This window comes from Bergeriella denitrificans NBRC 102155 (genome assembly GCF_001592185.1).
Classification (GTDB): domain Bacteria; phylum Pseudomonadota; class Gammaproteobacteria; order Burkholderiales; family Neisseriaceae; genus Neisseria; species Neisseria denitrificans.
Genome location: NZ_BCWL01000014.1, coordinates 1 through 19,349 on the forward strand (window position 1 = coordinate 1; position 19,349 = coordinate 19,349).

Annotated in this window: 17 protein-coding genes, 4 tRNA genes and 1 riboswitch; of the genes, 15 read left to right on the forward strand and 6 right to left on the reverse strand. The window is 56.7% G+C overall.

Features of this window, described 5'->3' with window-relative positions:
• Window positions 1-224 precede the first annotated feature (224 nt).
• Window positions 225-1,568, reverse strand: a complete 1,344-nt coding sequence (gene argG / locus BDE01S_RS02110; RefSeq protein ID WP_066076709.1) for an argininosuccinate synthase — start codon at window positions 1,566-1,568, stop codon at window positions 225-227.
• A 235-nt stretch (window positions 1,569-1,803) separates the two neighbouring features.
• Between argG and BDE01S_RS02115 the strand changes: the two genes are divergently transcribed.
• The 7 genes from BDE01S_RS02115 to hpf all read left to right on the forward strand — a co-directional run bounded on the left by BDE01S_RS02115 (window position 1,804) and on the right by hpf (window position 7,004).
• Complete coding sequence (locus tag BDE01S_RS02115; protein ID WP_066076712.1) at window positions 1,804-2,616, forward strand: competence/damage-inducible protein A; 813 nt, start codon at window positions 1,804-1,806, stop codon at window positions 2,614-2,616.
• A gap of 191 nt (window positions 2,617-2,807) precedes the next feature.
• A complete protein-coding gene (locus BDE01S_RS02120; RefSeq protein WP_066076716.1) occupies window positions 2,808-3,344 on the forward strand; it encodes a KdsC family phosphatase in 537 nt (178 codons plus the stop codon).
• Window positions 3,341-3,922, forward strand: a complete 582-nt coding sequence (gene lptC, locus BDE01S_RS02125; protein ID WP_066076719.1) for an LPS export ABC transporter periplasmic protein LptC — start codon at window positions 3,341-3,343, stop codon at window positions 3,920-3,922. The genes BDE01S_RS02120 and lptC overlap by 4 nt, the downstream gene beginning before the upstream one ends.
• Entirely contained in the window at window positions 3,903-4,433 is a 531-nt protein-coding gene (lptA, locus tag BDE01S_RS02130) for a lipopolysaccharide transport periplasmic protein LptA (protein ID WP_066076720.1), read from the forward strand. Before lptC ends, lptA begins: the two co-directional genes overlap by 20 nt.
• Before the next feature lie 56 nt (window positions 4,434-4,489).
• Complete coding sequence (lptB, locus tag BDE01S_RS02135) at window positions 4,490-5,224, forward strand: LPS export ABC transporter ATP-binding protein (protein WP_066076723.1); 735 nt, start codon at window positions 4,490-4,492, stop codon at window positions 5,222-5,224.
• Window positions 5,225-5,288: 64 nt separating this feature from the next.
• A complete protein-coding gene (rpoN, locus tag BDE01S_RS02140) occupies window positions 5,289-6,635 on the forward strand; it encodes an RNA polymerase factor sigma-54 (protein WP_066076726.1) in 1,347 nt (448 codons plus the stop codon).
• Window positions 6,636-6,686: 51 nt separating this feature from the next.
• Window positions 6,687-7,004: a ribosome hibernation-promoting factor, HPF/YfiA family gene (gene hpf / locus BDE01S_RS02145; RefSeq protein WP_066076729.1), complete on the forward strand. Its 318-nt coding sequence runs from the start codon at window positions 6,687-6,689 to the stop codon at window positions 7,002-7,004.
• Between the two features lie 122 nt (window positions 7,005-7,126).
• Here hpf and folD read toward each other — a convergent pair whose 3' ends face one another.
• Window positions 7,127-7,978, reverse strand: a complete 852-nt coding sequence (folD, locus tag BDE01S_RS02150) for a bifunctional methylenetetrahydrofolate dehydrogenase/methenyltetrahydrofolate cyclohydrolase FolD (protein ID WP_066076732.1) — start codon at window positions 7,976-7,978, stop codon at window positions 7,127-7,129.
• 248 nt (window positions 7,979-8,226) lie between these two features.
• On the opposite strand from folD, the gene BDE01S_RS02155 reads away from it, so the two are divergent.
• From BDE01S_RS02155 to BDE01S_RS02180, 6 genes are all read left to right on the forward strand, one after another.
• Window positions 8,227-8,304 (forward strand) — tRNA-Pro (locus BDE01S_RS02155).
• A 28-nt stretch (window positions 8,305-8,332) separates the two neighbouring features.
• A tRNA-Arg gene (locus BDE01S_RS02160) sits at window positions 8,333-8,409 on the forward strand.
• A gap of 11 nt (window positions 8,410-8,420) precedes the next feature.
• Window positions 8,421-8,496 (forward strand) — tRNA-His (locus BDE01S_RS02165).
• A gap of 227 nt (window positions 8,497-8,723) precedes the next feature.
• Window positions 8,724-9,908: a 5-demethoxyubiquinol-8 5-hydroxylase UbiM gene (ubiM, locus tag BDE01S_RS02170; protein WP_066076736.1), complete on the forward strand. Its 1,185-nt coding sequence runs from the start codon at window positions 8,724-8,726 to the stop codon at window positions 9,906-9,908.
• 233 nt (window positions 9,909-10,141) lie between these two features.
• Window positions 10,142-10,217: transfer RNA gene (locus tag BDE01S_RS02175), tRNA-Lys, on the forward strand.
• 143 nt (window positions 10,218-10,360) lie between these two features.
• Entirely contained in the window at window positions 10,361-10,975 is a 615-nt protein-coding gene (locus BDE01S_RS02180) for a pilin (RefSeq protein WP_066076740.1), read from the forward strand.
• 107 nt (window positions 10,976-11,082) lie between these two features.
• Here the strand turns inward: BDE01S_RS02180 and BDE01S_RS02185 are convergent, their stop codons facing one another.
• The 3 genes from BDE01S_RS02185 to BDE01S_RS02195 form a co-directional block, all read right to left on the reverse strand.
• On the reverse strand, window positions 11,083-11,763 hold the full coding sequence (locus tag BDE01S_RS02185; RefSeq protein ID WP_066076744.1) for a 7-cyano-7-deazaguanine/7-aminomethyl-7-deazaguanine transporter: 681 nt from the start codon (window positions 11,761-11,763) through the stop codon (window positions 11,083-11,085).
• Between the two features lie 243 nt (window positions 11,764-12,006).
• Window positions 12,007-12,480 (reverse strand): preQ(1) synthase, encoded by a 474-nt coding sequence (queF, locus tag BDE01S_RS02190; RefSeq protein ID WP_066076747.1) that lies wholly within the window; start codon window positions 12,478-12,480, stop codon window positions 12,007-12,009.
• A gap of 3 nt (window positions 12,481-12,483) precedes the next feature.
• A riboswitch (PreQ1 riboswitch) is annotated at window positions 12,484-12,528 on the reverse strand.
• Between the two features lie 131 nt (window positions 12,529-12,659).
• Window positions 12,660-13,763 carry an anhydro-N-acetylmuramic acid kinase gene (locus BDE01S_RS02195; protein WP_066076758.1) on the reverse strand — a complete coding sequence of 368 codons (1,104 nt, stop codon included), beginning with the start codon at window positions 13,761-13,763 and terminating at the stop codon, window positions 12,660-12,662.
• Between the two features lie 212 nt (window positions 13,764-13,975).
• Here BDE01S_RS02195 and ileS point away from each other — a divergent pair, with 212 nt between their 5' ends.
• Window positions 13,976-16,765 carry an isoleucine--tRNA ligase gene (ileS, locus tag BDE01S_RS02200; protein WP_066076749.1) on the forward strand — a complete coding sequence of 930 codons (2,790 nt, stop codon included), beginning with the start codon at window positions 13,976-13,978 and terminating at the stop codon, window positions 16,763-16,765.
• 64 nt (window positions 16,766-16,829) lie between these two features.
• On the opposite strand, the gene BDE01S_RS02205 is transcribed toward ileS, so the two are convergent.
• Window positions 16,830-17,573: a hypothetical protein gene (locus BDE01S_RS02205; protein WP_147283898.1), complete on the reverse strand. Its 744-nt coding sequence runs from the start codon at window positions 17,571-17,573 to the stop codon at window positions 16,830-16,832.
• A 448-nt stretch (window positions 17,574-18,021) separates the two neighbouring features.
• Between BDE01S_RS02205 and BDE01S_RS02210 the strand changes: the two genes are divergently transcribed.
• The gene (locus tag BDE01S_RS02210; RefSeq protein WP_066076755.1) at window positions 18,022-19,263 is read left to right on the forward strand and encodes an aromatic amino acid transporter; all 1,242 of its coding nucleotides are present in this window, start codon (window positions 18,022-18,024) and stop codon (window positions 19,261-19,263) included.
• Window positions 19,264-19,349: the final 86 nt, after the last annotated feature.

A 19,349-nucleotide genomic window follows, 5' to 3' on the forward strand; every position in this document is an offset into this window, starting at 1 on the left:
GACCTACTGCTACTGATATAACCCTCTCGTGTAACGACTGACAAACCTTGCCACTACCGAACTAAGCACAACTGACACATTTCGACTGTTTAGCAATTGCACCACCCCCATTCCCAACCACCCACCCCAAAAACCCACACCGCAAAAAAAAAGCCGTCTGAAAAACACCCGTTCCCAACAGGCATTTTTCAGACGGCATGGCGCAGACTAATCTGCGCGACAAATTATTTTTTATGACCCAGCTGCGGCAATACCGAGCCTTCGCCCAGAGCCAGCAGGCCGCTTTGCGAGTAGATGCCCAGTTTGGCGCGGGTGTCCGTGATGTCCAGATTACGCATGGTCAGCTGGCCGATGCGGTCGAGCGGGGTAAAGGCGGCGTCTTCCACTTTTTCCATGCTCAAACGCTCCGGCTGGTAGGTCAGGTTGGGCGATTCGGTGTTCAGAATCGAGTAGTCGTTACCACGGCGCAGCTCTAAGGTCACTTCGCCGGTGACGGCTTTGGCCACCCAGCGTTGGGCGGTTTCGCGCAACATCAGTGCCTGGCTGTCGAACCAGCGGCCTTGATAGAGCAGGCGGCCGAGGCGCAGGCCGTTGATGCGGTATTGCTCGATGGTGTCTTCGTTGTGGATGCCGGTCACCAAACGCTCATAGGCGATGTGGAACAAGGCCATGCCCGGGGCTTCGTAAATGCCGCGCGATTTGGCTTCGATGATGCGGTTTTCGATTTGGTCGCTCATACCCAAGCCGTGGCGGCCGCCGATGCGGTTGGCTTCGAGGAAGAGTTCTACCGGGTCGCTGTATTCCACGCCGTTCAGGGCGACCGGCACGCCTTCTTCAAAGCGCACGGTCACTTCTTCGGCTTTCACTTCGACGTTTTCGTCCCAGAAGGCCACGCCCATAATCGGTTTCACAATGTTGATGCCGGTGTTCAAGAATTCCAAATCTTTGGCTTCGTGGGTGGCTCCAAGCATATTGGAATCGGTGGAGTAGGCTTTTTCAACCGACATTTTGTAGTTGAAGCCGTTGGCAATCAGAAATTCGCTCATTTCGTGGCGGCCGCCGAGTTCGTCGATGAACTGCTGGTCGAGCCAGGGTTTGTAAATGCGCAAAGCGGGGTTGGTCAGCAGGCCGTAGCGGTAGAAACGCTCGATGTCATTGCCTTTGTAGGTCGAGCCGTCGCCCCAGATGTTGACGTCGTCTTCTTTCATGGCGGAAACCAGCATGGTGCCGGTCACGGCGCGGCCTAAAGGCGTGGTATTGAAATAGGCGATGCCGCCGGTGGATACGTGGAACGCACCGCATTGGATGGCGGCGATGCCTTCGTGCGCCAATTGTGCGCGGCAATCAATCAAGCGTGCCTGTTCTGCGCCGTATTCCAAGGCTTTTTTCGGAATGGCGTTGTAATCGTCTTCGTCAGGCTGGCCGAGATTGGCGGTGTAGGCATAGGGCAGCGCGCCTTTGAGTTTCATCCACAGCAGCGCGGCGGAAGTATCAAGGCCGCCGGAGAAGGCGATGCCGACGCGGTGGCCGACGGGCAGGGATTGCAGAATGGTATGGTTTTGACTCATGGGAAATCCTTGGCTGATCGCGGTTTGCCGTCATGCCCGCGCGCGCGGAAACAATGCACATCCGGCGGCTCAATCGGGCGGGAGCATCCCCGCATATATGAGGAAGACGGGAAAAGAGTTATTATAATGAAATCGTTGACAATCCGCTAGGCGGGGCGCAGAAGCATACGCGCTTTTTCAGACGGCATCGGCACGCACCCGCCCCGCTTCCACCCCAATCAAACGGCTCTATATTATGAACACCGCATTCAACCTCATCATTATCGGCGACGAAATCCTGCACGGCAGCCGCAGCGACGCGCATTTTACGTTTTTCAAAACGCTGCTGGAGCAGCACGGCCTCAAGCTCAATCAGGTGCAGTATCTGCCCGACGAACCCGCCCTGCTGGAAAAACAGCTGCGCCGCAGTTTTTCAGACGGCCTGCCGACGTTTGTCACCGGCGGCATCGGCGCCACACCCGACGACCACACCCGCCAAGCAGCGGCGGCGGCCTTGGGTTTACCCGTCGTCCGCCATCCCGAAGCGGCCAAACTGATTGACGGCGTAACCTCGGGGCGCGGCGAACCGCTGGATTCGCCCGAACACGCCCAGCGCCTGAAAATGGCGGATTTCCCCGCCGGCGCGGATTTAGTGCCCAATCCGTTCAACAGCATTGCCGGCTTTTCCATCAACGGACATTACTTCTTCCCCGGCTTTCCCGTGATGGCGCATCCGATGGCGCAATGGGTGCTCGACACCTACTACGCCGACCGTTTCAACCAAACCGAACGCGGCCTGCGGCAAATATTCGTGGCCGACCAGCCCGAATCACGCATCACGCCGCTGATGGAGGCACTGGAAGCGCAATATCCCGGCATCCGCACCTTCAGCCTGCCTAGCGTGGGCGTCGCCCGCCCCGACGGCACGCGCACCGCGCCGTATATCGAGCTGGGCATCAAAGCGGAAGGCGCGGCCTGCGCCCTGCTCGACGAAGCCTGGGACGTAATGCTGGCGCAGCTGCAGGCGCTGGGCGCGGTATTGAAAAACCGCCCCGATGACAATATTTGAACCTTCCGCCGCGCACAGCACCGGTTATAGTCATTTAAAAGAAGAATGATACGGCGTGGCTGCGCCTTACCGTATGCCTGCGGCTTGCCGCCTTGTCTCATTCTCCTTTTATTCGACTATATTTTTACATTTTCAGACGGCCTTTGTGAGCGAACATGCTAAAATGCCGTCTGAAAAACAGGATATTTCCCATGCAAACCCTGACACCCGAATTACAGGCCCGTGCCGAAAAAATCAAGCTGCTGATACTCGATGTGGACGGCGTACTCACCGACGGCCGCATCTACATCCGCGACAACGGCGAGGAAGTCAAATCCTTCCACACCCTCGACGGCCACGGCCTGAAAATGCTGCAGGCATCCGGCGTGCAAACCGCGATTATCACCGGCCGCGACGCGCCGTCGGTCGGATTGCGGGTCAAGCAGCTCGGCATCGCCCACTATTTCAAAGGCATACACGACAAGCGCGCCGCCTATGCCGAATTGCGCGCGCAGGCCGGTGTCGAAGCGCACGAATGCGCCTTTGTGGGCGACGACGTAGTGGACTTGCCCGTCATGGTGCGCTGCGGCCTGCCCGTTGCCGTCCCCGAAGCCCATTGGTTTACGCAGCAGCACGCCGCCTACATCACCCGCCGCCCCGCCGGCAAAGGCGCGGTACGCGAAGTATGCGATTTGATTATGCAGGCACAAGGAACGCTTGAGCCTGCCCTGCAAGAGTATGTGAAATGAAAATACGCTGGCGATACGGCATCGCGTTTCCGCTGATACTGGCCGTGGCGCTGGGCGGCCTCTCCGCCTGGCTGGGGCGCATCAGCGAAATCCAAACCGAAGAAGTCAAACTCAACCCGCATGAGCCGCAATACGCCATGCAGGGCATAGACGGCCGCCACTTCGACGACGCAGGCCGTCTGAAAGAGCACCTGACCGCCGACACCGCCTGGCAGCTGCCCGAGAGCAAAGAAGTCCATTTCGACACCCCGCAGCTGCTGGTTTATCAGGAAGGCAGCCTGCTCTACCAAGTGGACTCGCGCCGCGCCGCCTACCATACCGACGATAAAACCATCCAGTTCGACGGGCAGGTTGTGATGACCAAATCCGCCGACAGCGACCGCCCGGCCGGCATCGTCCGCACCGACACGCTGCACGTCGATACCGAAACCCGCCACGCCCGAACCGATGCGCCCGTAAATTTCGAATACGGCCGCTCCAGCGGCTCCTCGGTGGGCATGACTTACGACCACGAAAAAGGTCTGCTGACCTTACCTTCCAGAGTGAAAGCCACGATTTATGATGTCAAAACCCTTTAAAGCCGCCGCACTCGCCTTCGCCCTCGCCTGCGCGCCCGCCTACGCCCTCAAAAGCGACAGCCAGCAGCCGATTCAAATCGAAGCTGACCAGGGCACGCTCGACCAGGCCAACCAAACCACCACCTTCAGCGGCAACGTCATCATCCGGCAAGGCACGCTCAACATCAACGCCGCGTCCGTCACCGTATCGCGCAACGACAAAGGCGAGCAGACCATGCAGGCCACCGGCACCCCCGTGCGCTTCAGCCAAACGCTGGACGACAACAAAGGCATCGTCAAAGGCCGCGGCAACCGCGTTGACTACGCCTCCGCATCCGGCGTAGCCGTACTCACCGGCAACGCCCGCGTCGAACGCGGCGGCGACGTGGCCGAAGGCTCGGTCATCACCTACAACACCCGCACCGAGGTTTATACCATCGCCGGCCCGTCCAAAACCGGCGGCACCCAATCCGCCGCCAAATCTGGCCGCGTCAGCGTGGTGATTCAGCCCTCTACCGCCGGTAAAAAATAAAGCCTTATTCCGCAACCCCTGCGGCGGGTACGCCCGCCCCACACAAAGCCCCGCACATGACCGCACACACCAGCCGCCTTGTCGCGCAAAACCTGCAAAAAAGCTTCAAGAAACGCCAAGTCGTCAAAAACTTCTCGCTTGAAATCGAAAGCGGCGAAGTCATCGGCCTGCTGGGGCCGAACGGCGCCGGCAAAACCACCAGCTTCTACATGATTGTCGGCCTCATTGCCGCCGATGCCGGCAGCGTCACCCTCGACGGCCAAGAGCTGCGCCACCTGCCCATCCACGAGCGCGCCCGTCTCGGCGTCGGCTACCTGCCGCAGGAAGCATCGATTTTCCGCAAAATGACGGTGGAGCAAAACATCCGCGCCATTTTGGAAATCTGTCTGCCCGACAAAAGCGGCATCGACCAGGAAATCGAAAAGCTGCTGGCCGACCTCAATATCGAGCGCCTGCGCCACAGCCCCGCGCCCGCCCTCTCCGGCGGCGAGCGGCGCCGCGTCGAAATCGCCCGTGTGCTGGCCATGAAACCGCGCTTTATCCTGCTGGACGAGCCGTTTGCCGGCGTTGATCCGATTGCCGTCATCGACATTCAGAAAATCATCGAATTTCTCAAATCGCGCGGCATCGGCGTCTTGATTACCGACCACAACGTGCGCGAAACGCTCAGCATCTGCGACCGCGCCTACATCATCAGCGACGGTACGGTACTCGCCTCCGGCAAACCGCAGGAGCTGGTGGAAAACGAGCAGGTGCGCTCGGTTTACTTGGGCGAAAACTTCAAATACTGACGCCCCGCCTTGCCGGCCGCCCGTTTTCAGACGGCCTCCGCCCCGAACCCGACACAACCCGGCCATGAACCCACGCTTCAACCTCAAACTCAAACAATCGCAGCAGCTCAACCAGCATCTGCATCAAGCCCTGCGTATCCTGCAGCTGCCGGGCATAGACTTGGAGCGCGAGGTGGAAGACTGGCTGCAGGACAACCCCCTGCTGGAGCGTATCGAAGCCGACGAAGCAGCCGATTCACCCTTTGCCCACACCCTTTATCCCCACCAAATCGGCGGTGAAGAAGCCGAAGACGCGCTGCTCAACGTGGCCGGCAAAGAAGATTTCTACAGCTATCTGCACGCGCAAGTCTGCGAACACCCCCTGTCGGCGCAGGAAGCCGCGCTGGTGCACATTCTCATCGACTTTCTCGACGAACAGGGCTATCTCACCGAGCAGCCCGCCGACATTCTCGAACATACCCCTTTGGAATGGATGCTCGACGAAGACGGCATCCAGCAGGCCGTTGACGCCCTACAGGCCTTCGACCCGCCTGGCGTGGCCGCCTCCGGCCTGACCGAATCCCTGCTGCTCCAACTCATGCGCCTGCCCGCATCCCCCGCCCGCCAACTGGCCGCCCGCCTGATACAGAACCACTTCGACGAACTGGGCAAAAACCGCGCCCAAAACATCCAACGCTTCCGTAAACACTTCCCCCAAGCCGAGCCGGAAACCATCGAAACCGCGCTCAAACTGATTGCCGCGCTCAACCCCTATCCCGCCTACGGCTTCGCCACCCAAGAACCGACCGCCTACATCCGCCCCGACGTATGGGTCAGAGAAACCAAAGACGGCTGGAAAGTCAGCAGCAACGAAGCCGCCCTGCCGCAAATCCGCCTGAATCAGGAATACTGCGCCCTGTTTAAAGAAACCGGCAACGAATCGCCCGAGTGGAAAGAAAAGCTGGCCGAAGCGCGGCAGAAAATCGACAGCATCGCCCTGCGCCGCAACACCGTATTGCGGCTGGCCGAATACATCGTCGCCCGGCAGGAAGATTTCTTCATCTTCGGCGAAATCGGTCTCAGCCCCATGCTGCTCAAAGACGCCGCCGCCGAGCTCGGACTGGCCGAAAGCACGGTTTCGCGCGCCGCCAACCAAAAATATTTAGCTTGCCCGCGCGGGCTGTTTGCGTTACGCTACTTTTTCACACAGGCAGTCAACAGCGACGAAGACGGCGAAAAAGTCAGCCAGGAAGCCGCCAAAGCCGTGATTGCCCAGCTGGTCGAAAACGAAGACGGCCGCAAACCCTACTCCGATGAAACACTGGTGCAGCTATTAAAGCAGCAAGGCATTACCATCGCCCGCCGCACCGTAGCCAAATACCGCGAGCTGCTGGACATCCCGCCCGCCCACAAACGCAAAACGGGCAGATGACGGCGCATTTCCCATCCGTTCCCACGGATTTATCCCACGAAGGAGTGCATTATGAACCTGAAAATCACCGGTCTGAATTTTGACGTTACCGACGCCATCAAAAGCTACGCAGCCGACAAGCTGGAGCGCATCAACCGCCATGCCGCCAACCTGATTTCCGTGGCCATTACACTCTCCGTCGAAAAAATCGAACACAAAGTCGAAGCCGACGCCCACCTGGCCGGTAAAGACCTGCACGTCGAAGCCACCGGCCAAGACATGTATGCCGCCATCGACGTGTTGATGGACAAACTCGACCGTGCGGTGTTGAAACACAAAGAAAAAAGCGGCGATGTGCGCGGCAGCCGCCCCGAGATTGCCGACGAATAAAGCGGCCGATAAAGCGCTTAACCTTGCAAAACCGCTTTAGACATTAAAAAGGCCGTCTGAAAATCCGATATTTTCAGACGGCCTTTTTTACCTGCACATCATGCAGACTTCATCGCACACGCTCAATCATGCAATTCTGCCGCGTGCAGGGTATTTTCCAGCAGCGTGGCAATGGTCATCGGGCCGACACCGCCGGGCACCGGGGTAATCATGCCCGCGCGCGCTTTGGCGGCTTCAAATTCCACATCGCCGCACAGGCTGCCGTCGTCCAGACGGTTGATGCCCACGTCAATCACCACCGCGCCCGGCTTAATCCATTCGCCTTTCACAAAGTTCGGAATGCCCACGCCGACCACCAGAATATCGGCCTGCGCCACTTCTTCCGCCAAATTTTGCGTGGCACTGTGGCACACCGTGACCGTTGCACGCGCCAGCAGCAGCTCCAGCGCCTGCGGGCGGCCGACGATATTGGACGCGCCCACCACCACGGCTTTTTTGCCTTTCGGATCGATGCCGCAGCTTTCCAGCAGCGTCATCACGCCTTTGGGTGTACACGGACGCATCAGCGGCATTTTGACGACCAAGCGGCCGACGTTGTAAGGGTGGAAGCCGTCCACATCTTTATGCGGCAAAATGGTTTCCAATACCGCTTGGCTGTCGATATGTTTCGGCAGAGGCAGCTGCACCAAAATGCCGTCCACCTGCGGATTGCCGTTCAAATCTTCCACCAGCGCCAGCAGCTCCTCCTGCGTTGTCGCGGCGGGCAGCTCGTAAGACAGCGATTCGATGCCGGATTTTTGGCAGGCGAGTTTTTTGTTGCGGACATACACTGCGCTGGCGGGGTCATCACCCACCAATACCACGGCCAGGCAAGGCTTACGCAAGCCGGCGGCGGCACGCTTTTCCACGGCTTCGGCGACTTTGGCCAGGCGTTGTTGAGCGATTTCTTTACCATTGATTAATTGGGCGGTCATAGCGTTCTCTGTTTGAAAATAAAGATGGAAAATTTAAGATGGAATAAGAATAAAATCTGTGATATTTTAACATTTTTACAAAAAACATTCACAGATTTTATTTTTCAGACGGCTTTTTCACACGCCGCCACGCATTTGCGTTAAAATAAATTCCGAATAAAAATAATCAGATAGTTTTTTATCGGGATTTTTTCCGCCGCACGGCTTGACTTCGCCCCACCCCGTCATTAAAATTCGGTTCTTCAAGTCGGGGCGTAGCGCAGCCTGGTTAGCGCATCTGCTTTGGGAGCAGAGGGTCGTGAGTTCGAATCCCACCGCCCCGACCACCAGTTTATTTGGTACGAAACGGCATGAGCGCCCGTAGCTCAACCGGATAGAGCACCGACCTTCTAAGTCGGGGGTTACAGGTTCGATTCCTGTCGGGCGTGCCAAAAAGTTTACGGTGGCTATAGCTCAGTTGGTAGAGCCCCGGATTGTGATTCCGGTTGTCGTGGGTTCGAGCCCCATTAGCCACCCCATATAAAACCCGCATAGCAATATGCGGGTTTTTTCCTATCTGCCATCAAGCCGTGTAAACACGCATCTGCTTTGCATATTTTAGTTTTGCGCTATGATATAGTTTGCTATAATCAATCAATATCTGCGGATAAACCCGACTGCATCGAAAAGCAGTACACTATACAGCTGTCCGAATGCCGCATCAGGCGGCGGCATCCGCCCCATTTGACCCCGTAAAGGATACCTCATGAGCTTACACAGTGATATTCTCGTTGTCGGCGCAGGCCCTGCCGGCCTGAGTTTTGCAGCAGCCGTGGCCGGCAGCGGCCTGTCGGTGACGCTGATTGAGCGCAGCCCGCTGAGCGTGTTGCAAAATCCGCCTTACGACGGCCGGGAAATCGCCCTGACGCACATGTCGCGCGAAATCATGCAGCGCCTGGGCATGTGGGACCTGGTTGCCCCTGAGGAAATCTACCCCCTGCGCGATGCCAAAGTGTTAAACGGCCAATCCGATTACCAGCTGCACTTCCCCCAACCCACCGAAGCGCGCGGCGAGCCGGCCGACTGCCTGGGCTATCTGATTTCCAACCACAATATCCGCAAAGCCGCCTACGAAGCCGTAGCCAAGCTGGACAACATCACCATTTTGGCCGACACCGCCGTCAAAGAAGTGAAAACCCACGACGACGGCGCGGAAGTGGTGCTGGCCAACAGCGACATCCTCCGCAGCCGCCTGCTGCTGGCCGCCGACAGCCGCTTCTCGCAAACCCGCCGCCAGCTCGGCATCTCCTCCGATATGCACGATTACAGCCGTACCATGTTTGTCGGCCGCATGAAGCACACCCTTTCCAACCAGCATACCGCCTACGAGTGCTTCCATTACGGCCGCACCATCGCCCTGCTGCCGCTGGAAGAATACATCACCAATACCGTGATTACCGTGGATACCGACCAGGCCGACAGCATTCAAAGCCTGAGCAACGAAGAGCTGGCCGCGCTGGTTAAATCCCAGCTCAAAGGCCGCTTGGGCGATATGGAAGTGGTCAGCAGCTTCCACAATTACCCGCTGGTCGGCATGATTGCCCAACGCTTCTACGGCAAACGCAGCGCCCTGATCGGCGATGCCGCCGTCGGCATGCACCCCGTTACCGCGCACGGCTTCAACCTCGGTCTCTCCAGCGCCGACACCCTGGCCAAGCTCGTAACCGAAGCCGCGCAGCGCGGCCAAGACATCGGCGCCGCATCGCTGCTGGAAAAATACAACAGCAAACACATGCTCCACGCCCAGCCGCTGTATCACGGCACCAATATGCTGCTGAAGCTCTTTACCAACGAAACCGCGCCCGCCAAGCTGCTGCGCGGCCTGGTATTGCGTGCCAGCAACAACTTCCCGCCGCTGAAAAAGCTGATTACCAAGCAGCTCACAGGCTAAATGCCGCAAAAGGCCGTCTGAAAAGCGTATTTTCAGACGGCCTTTTTATAGTGGATTCAAATAAGAAAGATACAAGGCGCAGCCAACGCCGTAGATTTTTTATTCGAATTCACTATACAAAATAAATCATATTTAAAAACAGAATATTATTTAAAAATACCGCCGACACGCCGTAATTTTCCACCTAAACGGTTGACGCAGAAAAAGCGGCTCTATATAATGCAGGGCTTGTCGGGTCGTTAGCTCAGCTGGTAGAGCAGCGGACTTTTAATCCGTTGGTCGAAGGTTCGAATCCTTCACGACCCACCAAATATTAAAAGAGCCTAAACACATCGTTTAGGCTCTTTTTACAACCGGCGCATATAAAATATATAATCATAACAGGGCCGTGCCGCTGCCCGCATAAAACGGGCCGCCGCGCCCACCCCCCCACATTACCACCGGGACCACCCATGATTTTTCGCACAGGCGGAAAACCGGCCCGCCCCTACGGCTTTACAATCATCGAGCTTACCGTTGCATTGGCCATTATCGGGGTGCTGGCTGCCGTCGCCATACCCTCCTACCGGATTTATATCGCCCGCGCGCAAGTCAGCGAGGCGATGATTGCATTGGCGCCGCTGCGCCGGCAGATCGAGCAGGGCTATGCCGAAACCGGCCGCGAATTTATCGACTTAGAATCCCGCAATTTCAGCAGCCGCTACATCGATACCGTTTACATTCAAGACAAAAACACCATCGTCGCCCGTTTCAACAGCAGCGCCGTCGCCCCCATTGCCGGACATGAGCTGGTATTGACCGCCCATTACCCCGCCAAAGTCACCCCGGGCAACGACCAAGCCCCCGCCTTATTTGCCGCCGCCGCGCCGCGCCCCACCGCGCGTCTGCAAGCCGATATCGGCAGCGCCCAAGAAAGCGCCGATACTGAGCAGCCGCAAGCCGCCATGGCCGTCGGTGCCGAAGCCGACGATGCCACCATCACCCCCAATTCCAGCATCGAATGGGTTTGCACATCCCGTCTCGACAACATCTACCTGCCCTCCATCTGCCGCACCGAGCAGCCATGAAAGCCGCGCCGCAGCCGGAGTGTCAAAAAAGCCGTCTGAAAAACGCATGATGCGTGTTTTTCAGACGGCTTTTTTATCAGAAAACATCTTCAGGCAAACAGCAGGACTTAACCCGCCGCTTCCTGCCCTGCCGCGTCCTGTTCGGACGCATCCAAATCCGTCAGCTTCCGCGTCAGAATATTCAGCACCACGCCGTAAGCGGGCAGGAAAAACAGCGTGCAGACGGCCAGCTTAAACAGATAATCCACAAAGGCGATTTCCGGCCAATGCGCGGCCATAAACGCATCGCTGCCCGCGTGGAACGCCACGGCGAAAAACACCAGCGTATCCAAAGCGTTGCCCAAAAAAGTTGAAGCCGTGGGCGCAACCCACCAGGATTTCATGCGACGCAAACGGGCGAAGACGAAAATATCCAAAAGCTGCCCGAGCGCGTAAGCGGCAAAGCTCGCCAGCGCAATCCGGCCGACAAACGCATTCCACGCGCCGAGCGATGCCCAGCCCGTCCAACTGCCGTTGCTGAACAGCACCGATACGGCATACGACAAGGCCAGCGCGGGAAACATCACCCGGAAAATAATCCGCCGCGCCAGCGACGGCCCGAAAATACGCACGGTCAAATCCGTGGCCAAAAAGATAAACGGAAAGGTAAACGCGCCCCAGGTGGTGTGCACGCCGTAAATATCAAAGGGAAACTGCACCAGATAATTGCTGGACGCGATAATCAGAATATGGAACAACACCAGACAAAACAAGGCTTTGCGCTGCTGCGCGGGGGTAAAACGGTACATAGTTCTGCTTTCGGGAACGGTTTTTCAGACGGCCTGAGAAGACCTTTATAAAAATATTGAAAATCCCTCAACCGTCATTAGCTGCGCAAGTCCGCTGCGCAGCTAATGACGGCCTGAATGTCTCAGCTTTTTTGCAAAATTTTCGGCCAACAGGCCGTCTGAAAACAGGTATTCGAGAATAGGAAATATTCGGGATACGGGCAGGCGCACGCCGCCGCAGGTACGGCCGGGCGCAGGAAAGGCTTACTGCATATCGTGTTCAAACAGGCGTTTGCGCGCCAAGGCTTCAAACTCGGTATCTTTGCGGCCGTAGTTGGCAAAAGGATGGATGGCAATGCCGCCGCGCGGCGTAAAGTCGCCATACACTTCGATGTATTTGGGATTCATCAGCGCAATCAGGTCTTTCATGATGATGTTGACGCAGTCTTCATGAAAATCGCCGTGGTTGCGGAAGCTGAAGAGATAGAGTTTCAGCGATTTGCTCTCCACCATTTTCACATCCGGGATATAGCGGATATAGATGGTGGCAAAATCGGGCTGCCCCGTCATCGGGCAGAGGCTGGTGAACTCCGGGCAGATGAATGTGACGAAATAGTCGTTGCCGGGGTGTTTGTTGTCGAACGCTTCCAATACGCCCGGGGCATAGTTATCGGGATAATGCGTGTTTTGATTGCCCAAAAGCGTGATGCCTTCGAGCTCTTGCTGATTGCGGGACATGGGGTTTCCTTAGTTTTTTAATGTGGGAGGTTTGCGAACCACAAGCGCGGATTGTATCACGGATTGCCGCCGGCCTGCGCCGCAAAACCAAAAGGCCGTCTGAAACCCCGGCGACTGAGCGTCGTCGGCGTATTCAGACGGCCTTGCTTGATGATTTTCTGTTTGAAACGCCCCCAACACTACGCATAATGCCCCGCGCCCAAAATACACGGCTTGGCTGCGCCGGTGGCGCGGTGGGGGTTGCCCGGCATACGGTTGACCCAGCAGGCCGCCAGCCAGCCGAACGCGGCCGCTTCCACCTGCTGCGGGTCGAGGTCGAGCGCGGCGGTACTGTGCAGGCGCACGCCCCGGTCGGCAAAATAATGCGCCAATACCTGCATCAGCGCGCCGTTTTGAATGCCGCCGCCGCACACATAAATATCGCGCACATCGGGCGCGGCGGCCATCGTGGCATCGAATACGGTCTGCGCGGTATAGTGCAGCAGCGTCTGCAACACGTCTTCCGGCTTTTCCCCGCCCTGTAAGCGGCTCCGCAGCCATTCCAGTGAAAACAGCTCGCGTCCGGTGCTTTTCGGATAAGGCTGACTGAAATACGGGTGGTCGAGCAGAGCGGCCAGCAAATCGGGCAGCAGCGTGCCCTGCGCGGCTTTTTCACCGTTGCAATCGTAAGGCAGCTGCCAGATATGCTGCATCCACGCGTCCATCAACATATTGCCCGGGCCGGTATCGAAGCCGAACGCGTCGCCCTGCGGCGGCAGCACGCTGATATTGGCTATGCCGCCGATGTTCAGCACCACCCGCGCGGCTTGTTCATCGCGAAACAGGGCCTGATGAAAGGCCGGTACCAAAGGCGCACCCTGCCCGCCCGCCGCCAAATCGCGGCTGCGGAAATCGCCGACGGTAAAAATCCCCGTCAGCTCCGCCAAAAGCGGCAAATCGGCCAGCTGCACGCTGTATCCGCACTCGGGCGCATGGCGCACGGTTTGGCCGTGGCAACCGATGGCGGTAATGTCTTCCGGCGTCAAACGGCTTGCGTCCAAAAGCTGCCGCACCACATCGGCATACAGGCGGCTCAAGGTCTGCGAGAGCATCACGCTGCGGTGCAATTCGTTGTAGCCCGTATCCTGCAGAGCCAGCAAATCCTGGCGCAGGCCGTCTGAAAACGGCACAAACGCATGAGCCAGCGCACCCTGCCAGCGCATACCCTGCATACGGATCAATACCGCATCCGCGCCGTCCATGCTCGTGCCCGACATCAGCCCGATATAATATTGGGAAGCCATCATCCGCCCCATCTATTCAAAAGCCGTATTTTAACGCGGCCGCGGCATTTCTGCCCGTTTTTCAGACGGCTTGGCGCCGCCGCAGCAGCCGATATGCAAACCCCTTATAAAAACAACACAATTCGGCTACAATAGCCTTTTGATATTTTTTCAGACGGCCTGAGTTTTCAGGCCGTCTGAAACCGATTTTGATTCCAACCGAGATACACGACATGACCGATTACAGCAAAACCGTCAACCTGCTCGAAAGCCCGTTTCCCATGCGCGGCAATCTGGCCAAGCGCGAACCTGCCTGGCTGAAAAGCTGGTACGAACTCAAACGCTATCAAAAACTGCGCCAAATTGCCGCAGGCCGTCCGAAATTCATTCTCCACGACGGCCCGCCGTATGCCAACGGCGACATCCACATCGGTCACGCGGTCAACAAAATCCTCAAAGACATCATCATCCGCAGCAAAACCCAAGCCGGTTTCGATGCGCCGTATGTTCCCGGTTGGGACTGCCACGGCCTGCCGATTGAAGTGATGGTCGAAAAGCTGCACGGCAAAGACATGCCCAAAGCCCGTTTCCGCGAATTGTGCCGCGAATACGCCGCCGAGCAGATTGCCCGCCAGAAAAAAGACTTCATCCGCTTGGGCGTATTGGGCGACTGGGACCATCCCTACCTGACCATGGATTTCAAAACCGAAGCCGACACCGTGCGTACTTTGGGCGAAATCTACAAAGCCGGTTATCTGTATCGCGGCGCGAAACCCGTCCAATTCTGTCTCGACTGCGGCTCATCCCTGGCCGAAGCCGAAGTCGAATACAAAGACAAAGTCTCTCCAGCAATTGACGTGGCGTATTTGTTTCAAGACAACGCCGCATTAGCCAAAGCATTCGGTTTGGACAACATCGACGGCGAAGCCTTTGCCGTCATCTGGACAACCACACCGTGGACGCTGCCCGCCAGCCAAGCGGTTTCCGCCGGTGCGGAAGTCGCGTACCAACTGATTGACACGCCCAAAGGCAAATTGGTATTGGCGAAAGATTTGGCCGAAGACGCGCTGAAACGCTACGGCTTCAATTCAGACGGCATCCGCGTGTTGGCCGAAACCACCGGTGCCGCCTTGGAAAACCTGCATCTGAACCACCCCTTTATCGAGCGCGACATCCTCATGCTCAACGGCGACCACGTCACCACCGACGCCGGTACCGGCTTAGTGCACACCGCGCCCGCACACGGCTTGGAAGACTACACCGTTTCCAACAAATACGGCATCGAACTCTACAACCCCGTCAACGCCGAAGGCCGCTACATCGCCGAAGTACCGCGCGTAGCGGGCATGACCGTATGGGAAGCCAACCCCGTGATTCTGGAATGGCTGCAAGAAAACAACCGCCTGTTATGCAGCACCAAGCTGGAACACAGCTACGCCCACTGCTGGCGCCACAAAACCCCGCTGATTTACCGCGCCACCGGCCAATGGTTTATCGGCATGGACAAAGCCGGCAGCGACGGCAAAACCCTGCGCGACCGCGCCCTCAAAGCCGTGGACGACACCGAATTTTTCCCGTCTTGGGGGCGCGCCCGCCTGCAAGCCATGATTGAAGGCCGCCCCGACTGGGTGGTTTCCCGCCAGCGTTACTGGGGCACGCCGATGACCTTCTTCGTTCACAAAGAAACCGGCGAATTACACCCGAATTCCGCCGAATTGCTGGAACAAGTCGCCCTGCGCATCGAAGAAAAAGGCATCGAAGCCTGGTTTGCCCTCGACAAAAGCGAACTCTTGAGCGCGGCAGACTGCGAACAATACGACAAACTGACCGACACCATGGACGTATGGTTCGACTCCGGCTCCACCCATTATTCCGTTTTGAAACAGCGCGACGAGCTGGCTTGGCCGGCCGACTTGTACCTCGAAGGCAGCGACCAGCACCGCGGCTGGTTCCAATCCTCCATGCTCACAGGCTGCGCGTCTATGGGCCGCGCACCCTACAAGCAGCTGCTGACCCACGGTTTCGTAGTCGACCAAAACGGCCGCAAAATGTCGAAATCCATCGGCAACGTCGTCGCCCCTCAAGAAGTGTACAACGAATTCGGTGCGGATATTTTGCGCCTGTGGGCGGCTTCCACCGACTACTCGGGCGAATTGGCGATTTCCAAAGAAATCCTCAAACGCGTCACCGAAAGCTACCGACGCATCCGCAACACCCTGAGCTTCCTGTTTGCCAACCTGAGCGACTTCAACCCGATCGAACACGCCGTACCGCAAGACCAAATGGTCGAAATCGACCGCTACGCCGTTATCCTCGCGCGTCAGTTGCAAGAGCGCGTGGCGGGCGACTACTACCCGCGTTACGCCTTCCACTTCGCCGTGAAAGACATCGTCGCCTTCTGCTCGGAAGACTTGGGCGCGTTCTACCTCGATATTTTGAAAGACCGCCTCTACACCACCAAAGCCGACAGCCACGCCCGCCGCAGCGCACAAACCGCGCTCTACCACATCACCCGCAGCCTGGTGCTGCTGATTGCACCGGTATTGTGTTTCACCGGCGAGGAAGCGTGGGACATCATCGGCGGCGGCGAAGAAGACAGCGTACTCTTCCACACCTGGCACGAGTTCCCGCCGATTAACGAAAAAGCCGAAGCCGAGCTGCTGAAAAAATGGGCGGCCGTGCGCGAAGTACGCGAAGCCGTCACCGCCGCCATCGAGCCGCTGCGTACCGACAAAACCGTCGGCTCGTCGCTGCAGGCCGAAGTCAGCATTACCGCCCCGGCCGAGCAGGCTGCCTACCTCAAAACCCTGGGCGACGAGCTGCGCTTCACCCTGCTGGTTTCCAAAGCCGCAGTCGGCGAAGGCGACACCCTCTCCGTCACCGCCCACGCCAGCTCAGGCGAAAAATGCGAACGCTGCTGGCACTACACCGACGACATCGGCAGCGTCGCCGGCCACGATACCGTCTGCGCCCGCTGCGCGGATAACGTTGACGGCAAAGGCGAAACGCGCAGCTACGCTTAACCGGGTTTAGCCGTTCAACATAAAAGCCGTCTGAAAATCGCTGATTTTCAGACGGCTTTTTCTATCACAATAATGTTTTTAAATAATTCAACTCAGTCATCAACAGCGTTTCGTCAAAACAACCCGCTTCCATTGAGCGCAGCAACGGGCTGGCCTGCCGGAGCTTGGCTCGCTCGGGCGCGATTTTCTGCAGATAACACGAAAAATTTTGATATTTTTTACTCAGGTTTCGCAGAGCCTTTTCAGGAGAGCGGATAGACTTCCCTTTCCAAACAGGCTCTTGATGATAAAGCTTATTGCGGAATGACAATACCTGCCTTAATGAAAGAAAAATATCCTTGTTGGAAGCAAAGCGTTTGCCGAATAATTGACCGTTAAACATCTGATGCCATTTGGCATAATCGGGATTTTTAGCCCCATCATCATTCAGCAGATGCACCCAAAAACCAAAGGTAATATTGGCAATCACATCATCCGCCCGAAAATTCGGTTTGGAAACGGAAAGCTCTCTCAAGCAATCAGCCAACTGCTTCCTCCCTGCCGCAGATAAAGACAAAGACGACGTATCGGCTGCCAATGATTGAAAAAAGCCCAATAAATCCTGCTGCGGAGAAAGCCGGGATTGAATAACCCGGCTCATTTCGTTTCGGACACCCACTTCAATTTCTTGAATTAAAGCGAAATAAATACAAGAGCGCTGCTGCAGGGCCGTATAAACGCAAACCGCTTCTTTTTGATTGTTGCCGCATAATGTCAGATACGGAGATAAACGGCTGAGAGATATACTGTGTAATTGTTGCTGTAACATTTGAGTATAAAATTAATATAAAAAAATGGATACAATGCTCATTTTTAGCGTATAATCAGCTTGTTTACCAAATCGTTACCGGTTTGGTTAAACTGATGGCTACGTCCCGAAGGTTATGGGCTTTGTTTCATAATCCTTTTGTTAAAATGTGATTTGCAGATGGCCGGGATTAAAACCGGCCATTTGTCTTAAATGGATTATAGCCGATAAGAAAAAGCCAAACAGCAGGATAGCCTCTGATGCGGCCATACACAAAGTTTCAAGCCGTCTGAAAATCGCTGATTTTCAGACGGCTTTTTCTATCCAAATCCGGCGTTTTACGGCATAATATCTCTTAACAAAATTTAATATAGTGAAATAAAATAAGCAAGATGCCGGCCGCAACACACCAAAACGCAGCCGATACCGCAGCCTGTTTATTTTAATTCACTACAAAGGCCGTCTGAAAATGTCCCACCGCACTCCGTCGCTGTTCGGCGGCGCCATGATTATCGCCGGTACGATTATCGGCGCGGGTATGTTTGCCAATCCCACCGCCACATCCGGCGTATGGTTTACCGGTTCGCTCGCCGTTTTGCTCTACACTTGGTTTTCCATGCTCTCCAGCGGCTTGATGATTTTGGAAGTCAACACGCATTATCCGCACGGGGCGAGCTTCGACACCATGGTGAAAGACTTGCTCGGGCGCGGCGCGAATATCGTCAACGGCTTGGCGGTGGCGTTTGTGCTCTACCTGCTCACTTATGCCTATATTTTCGTCGGCGGCGATTTGACCGCGCAGGGTTTGGGCAATCTGAGCGGCAGCGATGTGGTGCTACCCGTCGGCCAGTTGGTGTTTTTTACGGTATTGGCAGGCTGCGTTTGGGCTTCTACGCGGCTGGTCGACCGCTTCACCAGCATTTTAATCGGCGGCATGGTGCTGACTTTTATCTGGGCGACGGGCGGGCTGATAAGCAGCGTCAAGCTGCCCGTATTGTTCGACAGCGCCGCGCCTGCGGATACGCAGTATTGGATTTACATCGCCGCCGCGCTGCCGGTCTGCCTGGCTTCGTTCGGCTTTCACGGCAATGTGTCCAGCCTGTTGAAATACTTTGACGGCGATGCGCCGAAAGTGGCGAAAGCCTTGAAAACGGGCACGCTGATTGCGCTGGTGATTTATGTTTTATGGCAGTTGGCGATTCAGGGCAACCTGCCGCGCGGCGAATTTGCGCCGGTCATTGCCGCCGAAGGCCAGGTGTCGGTGTTGATTGAAACGCTGTCGAAATTCGTTGCCACCGGCAACATGGGCGCGGCCTTGTCGTTTTTTGCCTACATGGCGATTGCCACCTCGTTTTTGGGAGTAACGCTGGGCTTGTTCGACTACATCGCCGATATTTTCAAATGGAACAATTCTGCCGCAGGCCGCAGCAAAACCGCCGCGCTGACTTTCCTGCCGCCGCTGGTCTGCTGCCTGCTGTTCCCCACCGGGTTTGTCACCGCCATCGGCTACGTCGGCCTGGCGGCTACGGTATGGACGGCGCTGATTCCGGCCATGCTGCTCTACAAATCGCGCCAAAAATTCGGCGCAGGCAAGCAATACCGCGTCTGCGGCGGCTTGGGGCTGATGGTATGGGTATTTTTATTCGGCCTGATTAACATCGCCGCCCAAATTTTGAGCCAGCTCGAATGGGTACCGGTATTTAAAGGCTGATGACAGTCAACAAGGCCGTCTGAACATGCCGCGCTTTCCTGCGCCCGCAGCGGCGGCGTTTGTTCAAAACAGTATTCAAAACAGAT

Coding starts and splice junctions, on each gene's coding strand:
- BDE01S_RS02195 (WP_066076758.1), bottom strand. CDS start 13,763: ATGGCTTCCCAATATTATATCGGGCTGATGTCGGGCACGAGCATGGAC.
- ileS (WP_066076749.1), top strand. CDS start 13,976: ATGACCGATTACAGCAAAACCGTCAACCTGCTCGAAAGCCCGTTTCCC.
- BDE01S_RS02210 (WP_066076755.1), top strand. CDS start 18,022: ATGTCCCACCGCACTCCGTCGCTGTTCGGCGGCGCCATGATTATCGCC.
- BDE01S_RS02115 (WP_066076712.1), top strand. CDS start 1,804: ATGAACACCGCATTCAACCTCATCATTATCGGCGACGAAATCCTGCAC.
- lptA (WP_066076720.1), top strand. CDS start 3,903: ATGATGTCAAAACCCTTTAAAGCCGCCGCACTCGCCTTCGCCCTCGCC.
- folD (WP_066076732.1), bottom strand. CDS start 7,978: ATGACCGCCCAATTAATCAATGGTAAAGAAATCGCTCAACAACGCCTG.
- ubiM (WP_066076736.1), top strand. CDS start 8,724: ATGAGCTTACACAGTGATATTCTCGTTGTCGGCGCAGGCCCTGCCGGC.
- BDE01S_RS02205 (WP_147283898.1), bottom strand. CDS start 17,573: ATGTTACAGCAACAATTACACAGTATATCTCTCAGCCGTTTATCTCCG.
- BDE01S_RS02185 (WP_066076744.1), bottom strand. CDS start 11,763: ATGTACCGTTTTACCCCCGCGCAGCAGCGCAAAGCCTTGTTTTGTCTG.
- rpoN (WP_066076726.1), top strand. CDS start 5,289: ATGAACCCACGCTTCAACCTCAAACTCAAACAATCGCAGCAGCTCAAC.
- hpf (WP_066076729.1), top strand. CDS start 6,687: ATGAACCTGAAAATCACCGGTCTGAATTTTGACGTTACCGACGCCATC.
- queF (WP_066076747.1), bottom strand. CDS start 12,480: ATGTCCCGCAATCAGCAAGAGCTCGAAGGCATCACGCTTTTGGGCAAT.
- lptB (WP_066076723.1), top strand. CDS start 4,490: ATGACCGCACACACCAGCCGCCTTGTCGCGCAAAACCTGCAAAAAAGC.
- lptC (WP_066076719.1), top strand. CDS start 3,341: ATGAAAATACGCTGGCGATACGGCATCGCGTTTCCGCTGATACTGGCC.
- BDE01S_RS02120 (WP_066076716.1), top strand. CDS start 2,808: ATGCAAACCCTGACACCCGAATTACAGGCCCGTGCCGAAAAAATCAAG.
- BDE01S_RS02180 (WP_066076740.1), top strand. CDS start 10,361: ATGATTTTTCGCACAGGCGGAAAACCGGCCCGCCCCTACGGCTTTACA.
- argG (WP_066076709.1), bottom strand. CDS start 1,568: ATGAGTCAAAACCATACCATTCTGCAATCCCTGCCCGTCGGCCACCGC.